Raw genomic sequence first — 13,835 nt, 5'->3', positions numbered from 1 at the left:
GAAGCGGTGATGTTTTACCCATGGCCGCCCGCTCTGCGCCGGTGCTGGCCCAGCCTGCCGCACCCGGGCGGGCGCGGCGCGCCGGCACATCATAATCGAATACAATCGAAGCCGAGAAACTTCCCCGGGCGGCATGCCGGCCGGCGACGCCGGCGTACAACAGGGGCAGGCCGCTGCACCCGCGCCGGAACGGTCGGGCGGGCGTCCGCCAGGCCCGGCCGGGCCTCCCGCGAGCGTGTTCCACCCGCCGCCCGCTGCCCTGGTCCGCCGCGCCGCCTGCGCGCTCCGCGCCAGCCACCGGCGCCGCCCGCCGAAGCCGCTCGGACTTCCCCCACAACCCGAACGCCGAAGGACGGCGCCGCGACGCGCCGCACGGTGCCGCCATCGCCCCGGAGATCACATGGCCACTCGCATCATCCGTGCCGCCTGCCCGCACGACTGCCCCGATACCTGCGCCCTGCTCGTCACCGTCGAGGACGGCCGCGCGGTCAAGGTGGCGGGCGATCCCGACCACCCGGGTACGCAGGGGGTGCTGTGCACCAAGGTATCGCGCTACACCGAGCGCACCTACCACCCGGACCGGCTGCTGACGCCGATGAAGCGCGTGGGCCGCAAGGGCGAAGGCAAGTTCGCGCCGATCGGCTGGGACGAGGCACTCGACCTCATCGCCACGCGGCTGGGCCAGATCGCCGCGCGCGATGCGCAGGCCATCCTGCCCTACAGCTACGCCGGCACCATGGGCCTGGTGCAGGGCGAGAGCATGGCTGCGCGTTTCTTCCACAAGCTGGGCGCCTCGCTGCTGGACCGCACCATCTGCGCCAGCGCCGGCGCCACGGCGCTGCGCTATACCTATGGCGCCAGCGTCGGCATGGACGTCGAGCATGTGACCGAGGCCAAGCTGATCGTGATCTGGGGCGGCAATCCGATTGCCTCCAACCTGCATTTCTGGACGCGCGTGCAGGAAGCCAAGCGGCGCGGCGCTACGCTGGTGGCGATCGATCCCTACCGTTCGCTGAGTGCGGAGAAGTGCCACCGCCATATCGCGCCGATGCCGGGTACCGACGGCGCGCTGGCGCTGGCGCTGATCCATGTGCTGATCCGCGACGACCTGCTCGACCACGACTACATCGCACGCCACACCGTCGGCTTCGAGGCGTTGCGCGAGCGCGCGCAAGCCTTTACCCCCGCGCGCGCGGCGCAGATCTGCGGCATCGCTGCCGATGACATCGAATGGCTGGCCGGCCTGTACGGCCGCCTCGCCGTGCGCGAGCACCTGCCGGTGGCGATCCGCCTGAACTACGGCATGCAGCGCGCCCACGGCGGCGGCCAGGCGGTGCGCGCGGTGGCCTGCCTGCCGTCTCTGGTGGGCGCCTGGCGCCAGCCGGCCGGCGGCCTGCAGCTGTCGACCTCGGGCTTCTTCCCGGTCGACGGCCAGGCGCTGCAGCGCCCGGATCTGCTGCCCGGCTGGCCGGCGCTGCCGCGCACGGTCAATATGTCCACCATCGGCGACGCACTGCTGGATACCGGTAACGGCGCGGGCGGGCCGAAGATCGAGGCGCTGGTGGTCTACAACAGCAATCCGGTGGCGGTGGCGCCCGAGTCGGCCAAGGTCGCGGCCGGCTTCGCGCGCGAGGACCTGTTCACGGTGGTGCTCGAACACTTCCGCACCGATACTGCCGACTATGCCGACGTGCTGCTGCCCGCCACCACGCAACTCGAGCACGTCGACGTGCACAAGGCCTACGGTCATACCTACTTCCTTGCCAACAATGCCGCAGTCGCGCCGCTGGGCGAGGCGCTGCCGAACACCGAGATCTTCCGCCGGCTGGCGCAGCGCATGGGCTTCGCCGATGCCTGCTTCACCGACAGCGACGAAGACATCGCCGCGCAGGCCATCCTGCGCGACGATCCGCGTGCCCAAGGCATCAGCTGGGAGACCCTGAAAGCACGTGGCTGGCAGAAGTTGAACCTGCCAGCGGCACCGTTCGCCGACGGTGGCTTCCCGACCGCGTCCGGCAAGTGTGAGTTCTACTCGGAGGCGATGCGACGCGACGGCCTCGATCCGCTGCCAGCCTACGTGCCGCCCTACGAGGCACCCGCCACCGCACCGGAGCTGGCCTCGCGCTACCCGCTGGCGATGATCTCGCCGCCGGCCCGGAACTTCCTCAACAGCACCTTCGTCAACGTCGACAGCCTGCGTGCGACCGAAGGCGAGCCGCACCTGGACATCCACCCGGAAGACGCGGCGGCGCGCGGCATCGAGGCCGGCACGATGGTGCGCGCCTTCAACGATCGCGGCAGCCTGCTGGCGCGCGCCCGCGTCACCGATCGCGCGCGCCGGGGCCTGGTGGTGGGCCTGTCGATCTGGTGGAAGAAGCTGGCCGCGGACGGCAAGAACGCCAACGAGCTGACCAGCCAGCGGCTGACCGACCTGGGCCGCGCGCCGGTCTTCTATGACTGCCTGGTGGAGGTGGAGCGCGCCGATGGCGTGGTGTCCGCCCCGGCGGCGGAGATGGCCGCGGCGCCATGAGGGGACGGCCGGCACGCGGGCTTGCCGCAGCCTCGGTGCCGAAGGTGGCCACGCGTGTGGCGCTGGCCGGCGCGCTGGTGGCTGTGCTGCTACTGTCCGGCTGCGACACGGTCCGCTACTACGCGCAATCGGTCAACGGCCACCTGAGCGTGATGGCGCAGGCCAGGCCGCTGGACGACGCCATCGCCGACGCGCGCGCCGCCAACGACGTACGGCTGGCCCAGCGGCTGGCGCTGGCCGGCGAGATCCGTGCCTATGCCTCGCGCGAACTCAAGCTGCCCGACAACGGCAGCTACCGGCGCTACGCCGACCTGCACCGTTCCTTCGTGGTGTGGAGCGTGTTCGCCACGCCCGAGCTGTCGATGACGCTGAAGACCTGGTGCTTCCCCGTGGTCGGCTGCATCTCCTACCGCGGCTACTACGACCAGGCCGATGCCGAGCGCTACGCGGCGCAACTGCGCAGCGAGGGCCTGGAAGCCTATGTGGCCGGCATTCCCGCCTACTCCACGCTGGGCTACTTCGACGACCCGCTGCTCAATACCTTCGTCCACCAGCCAGCCGGCGAGCTGGCGCGCCTGATCTTCCACGAACTCGGCCACCAGGTGGTCTACGTGCGCAACGACACGGCCTTCAACGAGTCCTTCGCCACCGCCGTCGAGACCGCCGGCGTGGCACGCTGGATGGCGCAGGAAGCCACGCCGGAGCAGCGCGCCAGCTACCGGCAGTTCGACCAGCGCCGCCAGCAGTTCCGGGCGCTGGTGCTGGCCGCGCGCAACCGGCTCGACGCGCTCTACCGCTCGCCGCTGAGCGACGCGGAGAAACGACGGCGCAAGGCCGAACTGCTCGCCGAGCTGCGCCGGCAGTACGCCGGCCTGAAGGCGGGCTGGGGCGGCTATGCCGGTTACGACCGCTGGTTCGCCGGGCCGCTGGTCAACCCGCAGTTCGCCGCGGTCGCGACCTACCAGCAGTGGGTGCCGGCCTTCCTGGCCCTGCTGGCGCGCTGCGGCGGCGACTGGGAGCGCTTCTATGCCGAGGCCCGGCGCATCGGCGACCTGCCGCCGCCCGAGCGGCAGGCCGCGCTGCGTGCGCTGGCGCCGCCGGCGGCCGAGGATGCCGGCTGGACCGACGTGGCGGTCCCGGGCGGAGGAGAGTCGCGCGGTGCGGCCGCTGCTTCTGCCGGGGTCGCCGGGAGCGCCAAGGGCGAGATGCACGGCGCCGCGGCCGAACCGCGCTGACGGCCTTGCGCGGCCAGCCAGGACTCGGTGCAGCGCGGCTTTGTGCTCAGCCGGCGGCCGGGCGCCTCATGCGGCAGGCCGAGGGCAGGTCCAGCGCGCGCGCCGGTGTCACGCTGTCCTGGCGGAAGCCGTACTGGGTGCCCTCCGCGCCCACTTTCACAGTCTTGCCGTCGACCGGTACCACCGTGGACACCACCTGCGGCAGCAGCAACTGGTGGTCGCTCTTGCGCATCATCACTTCGCCCAGCGGCGAGGCGTAGCGCAGTCCCTCCAGCGCGAACGCGACCTTGGTCGGATCGTCGCTGCCGGCACGGCGGATGGCTTCGCTCAGCAATTGCACGGAGACCAGCACGCGCGGCGCGAAATACTCGCCGGCCGGGGTTTGCCGCACGCGCGCGGCCAGCGGCGCCAGCACGGGATCGTCGCTGTTGGGCAAGGCTTCCGCGACCCAGGTCAGGCGTCCCATTCTTGCCTGGGCGATCGCTTGCACGGTGCCTGGCGCACCGCCGCCGCTGTGGTTCAGGTAGCGCGCATCGTAGCCGATCTCTCCGGCGGCCTTGATCAGCAGGTTCAGGTCCTGGCCCCAGTTGCCGGTGACGACGGTGTCGGCGCCGCTGGCCTTGGCCTTGCCCGCATAGGGAGCGAAGTCCTTGACCTTGCCGAGCGGGTGCAGCGTCGCGCCGACGAACTGCACGTCCGGCCGGGCGGTGGCGATCATCTGCTGGCCGAGCGCCGCCCACATGCGTCCGTGCGCGTAGTCCTGGTTGATCAGGTAGACCTTGTGGATGTCCTTCTGGCCGCGCGTGAAGTCGGCCAGCGCGCGCATCTTCATGGCGGTGTTGGCCTCGGTGGCGAAGTGCCAGAAGCTGCAGCGCGCGCCGGTCAGGTCGGGGTCGATCGACGCATAGTTGATGATCAGGATCCGGTGCTCCGGATTGCGCTCGTTGTGCTTGCCGGCGGCCTCCACCAGGGCGCTCACCACGGCGGAGCCGGAGCCGCCGGTGAACACCGCGCGCGCGCCGGCGTCGATCGCGCTCTGCAGGGCGGTGAGGGCATCCTGGGCCGAGAGCTTGTCGTCGTAGCTGAGCAGCTCGTACTTGCGGCCGAGCACGCCGCCGCCGGCGTTGGCGTCGTCGAGCGCGAACTTCAGGTTGGCCTGGAACAGCTCGCCGACATTGGCCAGCGGCCCCGACAGCTGGTCGATGAAGGCTACCTTGATCGGCGCGCCGCCGGCATCGTCGGCCAGCGCCGGCAGGGGGGCGGCGGCGACCAGCGCCAGGGCAGCCGCCCTGGCGGCACGGGCAAGGCCGGCCGGACGTCGTAGCGCGCCTTGCCGGTGGTGCGCGCCGGGGCCCGGCATCGCTGCGTTTCGCATGGCTTGTCTCCTCTTTCTCTTGTTGTGTCTCTTGTTATTTCTCGTTGTCGTCACATGGCGGTTGCGCGCGCCCGGCGAGGGCAACCGCGCCTACCAGGTGTCGATGAAGCGGCGCGCTTCGGGCGCGCGCGCGCCGAGCGCATCGGCCGGCACCGAGGCCAGGCCGCGCAGCAGCCAGCGGCGCGTGTCGGCCGGATCGATCACCGCGTCGATCTCGAGATGGCTGGCCATGTTCAGCGCCCGCCCGCGCTGGTAGGCCGCATCGACCATGCGCGCGAACAGTGCCTCGCGCTCATCGGGGTCGGCCACCGCTTCCAGCTCCTTGCGGAAGCCGAGCCGGATCGAGCCTTCGATGCCCATCGCGCCGAACTCGCCACTGGGCCAGGCCACCGTGAAGAACGGCGCGGAGAAGCTGCCGCCGGCCATGGCCTGCGCGCCCAGCCCGTAGCCCTTGCGCAGCACCACGGTGAAGAACGGCACGCGCAGCGCGCCCGCGGTGACGAACAGGCGCGACACGTGGCGCACGGTGGCGGTCTTCTCGGCCTCGGGACCGACCATGAAGCCCGGCGTGTCGCACAGCGACAGCAGCGGCAGCCCGTGCGCGTCGCACAGCTGCATGAAGCGCGCGGCCTTGTCGGCGGCGGCCGCGTCGATGGCGCCGCCCAGGTGGCGCGGGTTGTTGGCGATGCAGCCGAAGGCGCGCCCTTCGATGCGGATCAGCGCGGTCAGGATGCCGCTGCCGAAGGCGGGGCGCAGTTCGAGCACCGAGCCGGTGTCGGCCAGCGCCTCGATCACGGCGCGCATGTCGTAGCTGCGCAGCCGGTTCTCCGGGATCACATGGCGCAGCCGGCGCGCGTCGCCGGCCTCCCAATGCGTGGCGTCGCCCTGGAAATAGGACAGGTAGCGGCGCGCGGCTTCCACGGCCTGCCGCTCGTCCTCGACCAGCACGTCGATCACGCCGTTGGGCGCCTGCACGCCGACCGGGCCGACTTCCTCGGGTGCGTACACGCCCAGGCCACCGCCTTCGATCATGGCGGGACCGCCCATGCCGATGGTGGCGCTGCGCGTGGCGATGATGACGTCGGCGCAGCCCAGCAGCGCGGCGTTGCCGGCGAAGCAGCGCCCGTGCACGATGCCGACCAGCGGTACCTGGCCCGACAAGCGCGCGAACTGGATGAATGAGGTGCAGTCGAGGCCGGCCACCACCGGCATGTCGGTGTCGCCGGGCCGGCCGCCGCCGCCTTCGGCGAACAGCACCACCGGCACGCGCCACTGGCGCGCCAGCGCCAGCATGCGATCCAGTTTCTTGTGGCCGTAGAAGCCCTGGGTGCCGGCCAGCACGGTGTAGTCGTAGGCCAGTACCATGCAGCGCGTGTCGGCTGCACTGGTGGCGCCGGCGTTGACGGTGCCGATGCCGGTGACGATGCCGTCCGCCGGCGTGGCGCGCACCAGGTCGTCGACGCTGCGGCGCTGGCGCTGGGCCGCGATGGCCAGCGCGCCGTATTCGATGAAGGAGTCCGGGTCGCACAGCTGCTCGATGTTCTCGCGCGCGGTGCGCCCGCCTTGCCGGTGACGCTTGGCGACGGCGTCCGGCCGCGCCGCGTCCAGGCCGAAGGCGATGCGCTCGAGGGCATCGCGCAGGTCGGCGCGGATGTGGTCGGGCGCGGCTTCGTGCTGCGTCGACTGGTGCCCGGTCTCATCGTCGCCATCGGCTTCGAGCCACAGCACCGGGGCGCCGGCGCGGACCGTGCCGCCGGGCGCCGCGAGCACGCGCAGCACGGTGCCCGACGCCGGTGCGTCGAGCGTGTGCTCCATCTTCATGGCCTCGATCACGGCGAGCGATTGCCCGCGCCGCACGCGCTCGCCGACGGCGACCTGCAGTGCGGCGAGGGCGCCGTCCATCGGCGCGGCCACGGCGACGGCATGGTCGGGCAGCGGTTCGGCGGCGGTGGCGGCCGCCGTGTCGTACATGCCGCCGGCGGCACGGGCATGCAGGGCGGGATGCGGATCGTCCGCCGCGGCCCTGGCGGCCAGCGCGGGCAGGGCCTCGTCGAGGTACTGGGTGTGGACGGCGTTGGCCCGCACCGCGTCCTGCTGCAGCAGTTCCTGCAGCAGGCGCCGGTTGGTGGCGATGCCCTCGATGCGGAACTCGCACAGGGCGCGGTAGGCGAGGGCGAGCGCGCGGCCATAGTCGCCGCCCGGCTCGTGCACGATCAGCTTGGCGAGCAGGGAGTCGAAGCGCGGATTGACCACCATGCCGGCAAAGCCGGCGCCATCGACGCGCACGCCCGGGCCGCTGGGCGGCTCGTAGGCGCTCAGCATGCCAGCGGCAGGACGCAGCTGTCCGTTGCCGTCGACCTGTTCGGCGTTCAGGCGCAATTGCACCGCCACGCCGCGCGGCGCCGGCGCCGTGGCCAGGCCGAGGCGCGCCAGGGTGGCATCGCCAGCCAGGGCGAGCTGGAGCTGCACCAGGTCCACGCCGGTGACCATCTCGGTGACGGTGTGCTCGACCTGCAGGCGTGGATTGGCCTCCATGAACCACAGCGCAGCCTCGTGCCGTCCCTGGCGCGGCGCCTCCACCAGGAACTCGAAGGTGCCGATGCCGCGGTAGGCCGCCGCGCGCGCCAGCGTCAGCGCGGCCTGCGCCACGCGTGCGCGCGTGCGCGCATCGAGCGACGGGCTGGGCGCGATCTCGACCAGCTTCTGGTGGCGCCGCTGCAGGCTGCATTCGCGCTCGCCCAGCGCGATCGCGTTACCGGTGGCGTCAGCCGCCACCTGGACCTCGATGTGGCGCGGTGCCTCGACGATGCGCTCGACGTAGACCGCGCCATTGCCGAAGGCCGCGGTGGCTTCCGAGACGCAGCGCGCGTAAGCCTCGTCGATCTGCGCCGCGTCATGCACGGCCCGCATGCCACGCCCGCCGCCCCCGGCGAGCGCCTTGATCATCATGCCGGCGCCGGGCGACTCGGCCTGCAGCGTGGCGAAGAAGGCGCGGGCGCCGTCCAGCGTGGTGGGGCCGGTGGTTCCTGCCACCACCGGTACGTCGTGCTCGCGGGCCAGCGCGCGGGCGCGTGCCTTGTCGCCGAACAGCCGCAGCACGTCCGGCGCGGGGCCGACGAAGCCGAGCCCGGCATCCAGGCAGGCCTGGGCGAAGTCGGCGTTCTCCGACAGGAAGCCGTAACCCGGATGGACCAGGGTGCAGCCGGCGGCGCGCGCCGCGGCCACCACCTGGGCAATATCGAGGTAGGCGCGCGGGCCGCTGCCCGGCAAGGCCACGGCCTGGTCGGCCTTGCGCACGTGCAGCGCGTCGCGGTCATCCTCGCTGTAGAGGGCGACGGTGGGGATGTCCAGCGCGGCCGCGGCGCGGGCGATGCGGATGGCGATCTCGCCGCGGTTGGCGATCAGCAGCTTCGGGGTGGTCATGATGCAGAGGTCGGAGGAGTCGGGAGCCCGTGGGCGGCCGGTGGAAGCCGGCCCCGGGGGCGATGGTTGGTGCGCCGTAGCCGGTGCCCTGGCCGGCGGCGCGGCTCGGACCCGCGGGGCGTCAGCGCACCGCGGCCGCGAGGTCGGCCAGGTCCTGCTTGCGCACCTTGCCGGTGGCGGTCAGCGGCAGGGCGTCGACGATGCGCAGCAGCGGCACCTTGTAGACAGCCATGTTGGCGCGGCACCAGGCGGTCAGCGCGGCTTCGTCGAGCGTGCCGGCGGCTTCGGGCTTGAGCATCACGAAGGCTATCGGCAGCTGGCCGCGGTCTTCGTCCGGGCGCCCCAGCACGGCGGAGCCGAGCACCGCCGGGTGCTGGCCGAGCAGGGCCTCGATCTCGGCCGGGAACACGCTCATGCCGTTGACCTTGAGCATCTCCTTGCGCCGGCCCAGGTAGTGCAGGTAGCCCTGCGTGTCGATCACGCCGATGTCGCCGGTGTGGAACCAGCCGCCGCGCAGCGACTCGCGCGTGGCCTCTGGCTTGTTCCAGTAGCCCTTGAGCAGCGTTGGCGTGCGCACGCACAGTTCGCCCTCCGTGCCCGGCGGCAGCAGTGCGCCGCTGTCGAAGTCGCAGATCTTGAACTCGGTGCCCGGGACCGGCAGGCCGACGAAGATGGGCTGGGAGCGCAGGTCGAGATCGTCCCCCTGCATGCCCAGCGTGAAGGTGTTGCAGGTCTGGGTCTCGGTCATGCCCCAGGCGGTTTCGGCGATGGTCGAGCCGGTCAGTGCCTGCCAGCGGCGCCGGTAGTCCAGGTTGAGCTTCTTGACGAAGGACGACACGCCCACGTGCCGCAGGGAGCGCAGCGAATACTGCGATACGCGCGGGTGGTCCATCACCTCCACCACGCTGTCGACCAGCATGGAGGCATTGGTGACGCGGTAGCGTTCGACCGCGGCCATGAAGGTCTCGGCATCCCAGCGTGCCAGCAGGACCAGCGGCGTGCCGTAGAAGACCGGGAAGATCAGGCACAGGTTTTCGCCGGCGATCCAGAACTCGGGAAAGAAGCCGAGCATCACGGCCTGTTCGTCGAGCGGCAGCGAGACCGCGCCGAAGGCTGCCGCCATGTCGACCATGTCGCCCTGGGTGTGGATGCAGCCCTTGGGCAGGCCGGTGGTGCCGCCGGTGTAGTTAAGCGCGGCCACGGCGTCGAGCGCGGGCGCGGCCTGTGGCGCGGGCGCCTGGCAGGCGGCCAGCGCTGGCAGCAGGTCGATGGCATGGTCCTGCGGTTCGGCCGGGCAGCGCGGCGCCTGGGCCATCGGCGGCAGGGGCAGCGTCGGTGCGGCCGGCACCACGTCGGCGAAGCTGGTGTAGAACAGGCTGGCGAGGGGATCCTCCGCGCCCAGCGCGCCGCGCGCATCGCGCACCAGCGGCAGCAACTGGTCCAGCGCGACCAGCGCGCGCGGCGTGCTGTCGCGCAGGGCGTGCAGCAGCTCGGCGCGCTGGGAGAGCGGGCTGACCGGCACGTAGACCGCGCCCAGCTTCAGGATGCCGAAGAAGACCACGTGGAATTGCGGGCAGTTCGGCAGCAGCACCGCCACGCGGTCGCCGGCGCCGATGCCGTGCGCGGCCAGCAGCGCGGCACAGCGGTCGCTCAGCGCATCCAGTTCGCCGTAGGTGGTCTGGTGCCCGTAGAAGAGCACGGCGGGCTGTCCGGGCCGCGTGCGGCCCCAGTGGCGCAGCATCTCGCTGAGCGGCTGGCGCCCCAGCGGGTAGACCGGCTCGCGTGGCGTGCCGGCAGGCCATGCGCGCTGCCAGCGCTGGTGCAGGTCGTCGAGATAGGCGGCTTCGTCGGCGGCCGCGGCCGGCCCCTGGGCGGTATGGTCCATCGGTGCGGGTCTCCTCGCGAGTGCGACGCGCCGGCGATGCAGCGCATCTACCTTTTGGTATATTTATTTACCTCTTGGTAAGATGCTAGGGAGATCGCCGCCAGTCGTCAAGCGGGAGCCGGGCGCGGCGCTGCCGGCGAGCGGCGGCAGCGCGGTGGCAGAGTGCCGCCGTGCGAGAATTCCGACATGTCCATGCCACAGCCCTCCGCCCTCGCCGAAGCCACTCCCGCCCGTTCGCACATCGCCGAGCGCCAGGAAGCGCGGCGCCGCCAGATCCTCGATACCGCGGCCCAGCTCTTCTACACCAAGGGCTATCCGGGCATGACCATGAACGACCTGTGCCGGGCGCTGGGCGTGACCAAGCCCGCGGTCTATTACTACTTCACCGACAAGTACGAGATCTTCGACATCCTCTGCCGCGAGTCGGCGCAGACCTGCCTGCCGGTGATCCGCGAAACCGCCGATCCTGCGCTGCCCGTGCGCGAGCGTCTCGAGGCCTGCCTGCTGGAGATGGCGCGGCGCTGCATCGCCAGCCATGTGCCGGCCACGCTGAGCTTCCGCGACCACCAGTACCTGCGTCCCGACACCGTGGCCTGGCTCGGCGAGATGGCGCGCGCCTTCTACCGGGATCTCTATGCCTTGCTGGAGGAGGGCAAGGGCGCCGGCGTGTTCGCTTACGGCGATGCGCGCGTGGCCGCGCACGCCATCGGCAGCGTGGTCGGCTTCATGTACACCTGGCACGATCCGGACCGCCTCGACGGCGAGGCGCTGGCGCGTGAGCTGGCCACCAATATGATGAAGCTGGTATTGCCGGCCGGCGACTGAGGCGCGTGCCGCGGGCCGGATGAGGCTGCGTTTTCCTGGGAGCCTTCGCGAAGACGGCTGGCCCTCTTCCGATTGCAAGCGCGCATCAGGGTATTCCCCAGTCAGTGTGCGTCCCATGGCACGGGAATCACGCTATGCTGGGCCTCGTTTCCAGAGGACTTCATCTAATTGGTTGTCTAAAGCCCGGCGGCGCGTTTAGCATGCCGAAAATCGAACGATCATTCAGAAATCCAGAAATCAGGAGACGGTGGCTATGGAAAGGTTTTGGCTGAAGCAGTACCCGGCGGGCGTGCCCGCCGAGATCGATGCCAGCCAGTTCCGCTCGCTCGGCGAGCTGCTGGAAGAGTCTTTCCGCGCCTATGCGGACCGCAAGGCTTTCGTCTGCATGGACAAGGCCATCACCTATGGCGAACTGGACCGGATGTCGGCGCAGTTCGCCGCCTGGCTGCAGGCGCGCGGCCTGCGCGCCGGCGCGCGCGTCGCCATCATGATGCCGAACGTGCTGCAGTACCCCGTGGTGCTCGCCGCGGTGCTGCGCGCAGGTTTCGTCGTGGTCAACGTCAATCCGCTGTACACCCCGCGCGAGCTGGAGCACCAGCTCAAGGACAGCGGCGCCGAGGCCATCGTCATCCTGGAGAATTTCGCCACCACGCTGCAGCAGGTGCTGGCCAGCACGCCGGTCAAGCATGTCGTCGTGGCCAGCATGGGCGACCTGCTCGGCGGCCTCAAGGGCGCCATCGTCAATTTCGTCGTGCGCAACGTCAAGAAGATGGTGCCGGCCTGGGAGCTGCCCAACTGCGTCCGCTTCAACGACGTGCTGCGCGAAGGCAGCCGCATGCAGCGCAAGCCGGTCTCGACCGGCCCGGACGATGTCGCCTTCCTGCAATACACGGGGGGGACCACCGGCGTGTCGAAGGGAGCGACGCTGCTGCACCGGAACATCGTTTCCAACGTGCTGCAGTCGGAGGCCTGGATGCAGCCGGCGCTGAACAAGGGCGGCCAGATCGACCAGGTGATCACCATCACCGCGCTGCCGCTCTACCACATCTTCGCGCTGACGGTCTGCTGCCTGCTGGGCATGCGCAGCGGCGGCATGAGCGTGCTGATCCCGAATCCGCGCGACATCCCGGGCTTCGTCAAGGAACTGCAGAAGTACCGCTTCCACATGTTCCCGGCGGTCAACACGCTGTACAACGCGCTGCTCAACAGCCCGGACATCGGCAAGGTCGACTTCTCCAACCTGCGCGTCGCCAACGGCGGCGGCATGGCGGTGCAGGAGGCGGTCGCCAAGCAATGGCTGGCCAAGACCGGCTGCCCGATCATCGAGGGCTACGGCCTGTCGGAGACGTCGCCCTCGGCCACCTGCAACCCGACCGACACCGATGCCTTCTCCGGCACCATCGGCCTGCCGCTGCCTTCCACCGATATCGCCATCCGCGACGACGACGGCCGCGACCTGCCGTTGGGCCAGCCCGGCGAGATCTGCATCCGCGGGCCGCAGGTGATGGCCGGCTACTGGAACCGTCCGGACGAGACCGCCAAGGTCATGACGCCGGATGGCTTCTTCAAGACCGGCGACATCGGCGTGATGGACGAGCGCGGCTACACCAAGATCGTCGACCGCAAGAAGGACATGATCCTGGTGTCGGGCTTCAACGTCTATCCGAACGAGGTCGAGGGCGTGGTGGCGGAATGCCCGGGGGTGCTGGAAGTGGCGGCGGTCGGCGTGCCGGACCAGCACTCCGGCGAGGTGGTCAAGCTGTTCGTGGTGAAGAAGGATCCGGCGCTGACCGAAGCGGACGTGATCGCCTTCTGCAAGGAACGCCTGACCGGCTACAAGCGGCCGAAGTATGTCGAGTTCCGCAGCGAGCTGCCCAAGACCAATGTGGGCAAGATCCTGCGCCGCGAGTTGCGCGACAACCGCCAGGCGGCCTGACCGGTACGTCGGCGCCGGCATCGCGCCGGCGCTGCCTGCAGCCGCGGCCTCGGGTCAGGGCGCGGCCAGGCTGGCCTTCAGGCGGCCGAGCAGCTTGAACAGCGCGCGGCGGTCGGATTCGCCCAGCCCGCCGAACAATTCCTCGACCCACTGCTCGTGGGCACGCGCCATGCCCGAGAATGCCGTGCGGCCGGCCGGGGTCAGCCGGATCAGGTAGGCACGGCGGTCGCTGGGCAGCGCTTCGCGCGAGACCAGCCCCTCCTGCTGCAACTGGTCCGTGATGCCGGTCACGTTGCCGCCGGTCACCATCAGACGGCGCGACAGCTCTCCCATTTTCAAGCCTTCGGGGTGGCGGTCCAGCTGGGCCATCAGGTCGAAGCGCGGCAGCGTGCAGGCGAACTCCTGGCGCAGGCGGGAGCGGATATCCCCTTCCAGCAGGTTGGTGCAGGTCAGCAGGCGCAGCCACAGGCGCAGCGCCTCATGGCCACTGTCGTCGGCACGGGTTTCGAGGTCCAGCGCCGGTTCGGCGCTTGTCTCGATATCGGGAGGATTGGGCATCTTGTACGGCAAGAGGGCACCGCCGGCCGCCAGGCGGCCGCGTGCTTATTTGATGCCTCAAGTATATA

8 protein-coding genes are annotated in these 13,835 nt (G+C 70.7%); 4 read left to right on the top strand and 4 right to left on the bottom strand.

The window, feature by feature from the left end; translation table 11 throughout:
• Nucleotides 1–400: 400 nt before the first annotated feature.
• Together BKK81_RS17675 and BKK81_RS17670 are read left to right on the top strand one after the other, a co-directional pair.
• Complete coding sequence (locus tag BKK81_RS17675) at nucleotides 401–2,530, top strand: molybdopterin-containing oxidoreductase family protein (RefSeq protein WP_071015624.1); 2,130 nt, start codon at nucleotides 401–403, stop codon at nucleotides 2,528–2,530.
• Nucleotides 2,527–3,765, top strand: coding sequence for an aminopeptidase (locus BKK81_RS17670; protein WP_071015623.1), 1,239 nt, complete (start codon nucleotides 2,527–2,529; stop codon nucleotides 3,763–3,765). The genes BKK81_RS17675 and BKK81_RS17670 overlap by 4 nt, the downstream gene beginning before the upstream one ends.
• Before the next feature lie 46 nt (nucleotides 3,766–3,811).
• Here BKK81_RS17670 and BKK81_RS17665 read toward each other — a convergent pair whose 3' ends face one another.
• The 3 genes from BKK81_RS17665 to BKK81_RS17655 all read right to left on the bottom strand — a co-directional run bounded on the left by BKK81_RS17665 (nucleotide 3,812) and on the right by BKK81_RS17655 (nucleotide 10,448).
• A complete protein-coding gene (locus tag BKK81_RS17665) occupies nucleotides 3,812–5,140 on the bottom strand; it encodes a branched-chain amino acid ABC transporter substrate-binding protein (RefSeq protein WP_231907940.1) in 1,329 nt (442 codons plus the stop codon).
• A 90-nt stretch (nucleotides 5,141–5,230) separates the two neighbouring features.
• Nucleotides 5,231–8,563, bottom strand: coding sequence for an acetyl-CoA carboxylase family protein (locus tag BKK81_RS17660; RefSeq protein WP_071015621.1), 3,333 nt, complete (start codon nucleotides 8,561–8,563; stop codon nucleotides 5,231–5,233).
• Between the two features lie 121 nt (nucleotides 8,564–8,684).
• The gene (locus BKK81_RS17655; RefSeq protein ID WP_071015619.1) at nucleotides 8,685–10,448 is read right to left on the bottom strand and encodes an AMP-binding protein; all 1,764 of its coding nucleotides are present in this window, start codon (nucleotides 10,446–10,448) and stop codon (nucleotides 8,685–8,687) included.
• Nucleotides 10,449–10,640: 192 nt separating this feature from the next.
• Here BKK81_RS17655 and BKK81_RS17650 point away from each other — a divergent pair, with 192 nt between their 5' ends.
• Entirely contained in the window at nucleotides 10,641–11,273 is a 633-nt protein-coding gene (locus BKK81_RS17650; protein WP_418235868.1) for a TetR/AcrR family transcriptional regulator, read from the top strand.
• A gap of 253 nt (nucleotides 11,274–11,526) precedes the next feature.
• Nucleotides 11,527–13,209 (top strand): long-chain fatty acid--CoA ligase, encoded by a 1,683-nt coding sequence (locus tag BKK81_RS17645; RefSeq protein WP_071015615.1) that lies wholly within the window; start codon nucleotides 11,527–11,529, stop codon nucleotides 13,207–13,209.
• 54 nt (nucleotides 13,210–13,263) lie between these two features.
• Here BKK81_RS17645 and BKK81_RS17640 read toward each other — a convergent pair whose 3' ends face one another.
• Nucleotides 13,264–13,767 carry a MarR family winged helix-turn-helix transcriptional regulator gene (locus BKK81_RS17640; protein WP_071016595.1) on the bottom strand — a complete coding sequence of 168 codons (504 nt, stop codon included), beginning with the start codon at nucleotides 13,765–13,767 and terminating at the stop codon, nucleotides 13,264–13,266.
• Nucleotides 13,768–13,835 lie beyond the last annotated feature (68 nt).

This window comes from Cupriavidus sp. USMAHM13 (assembly GCF_001854285.1).
Lineage (GTDB): Bacteria > Pseudomonadota > Gammaproteobacteria > Burkholderiales > Burkholderiaceae > Cupriavidus > Cupriavidus malaysiensis.
This window is presented reverse-complemented; position numbering and strand designations above follow the sequence as displayed.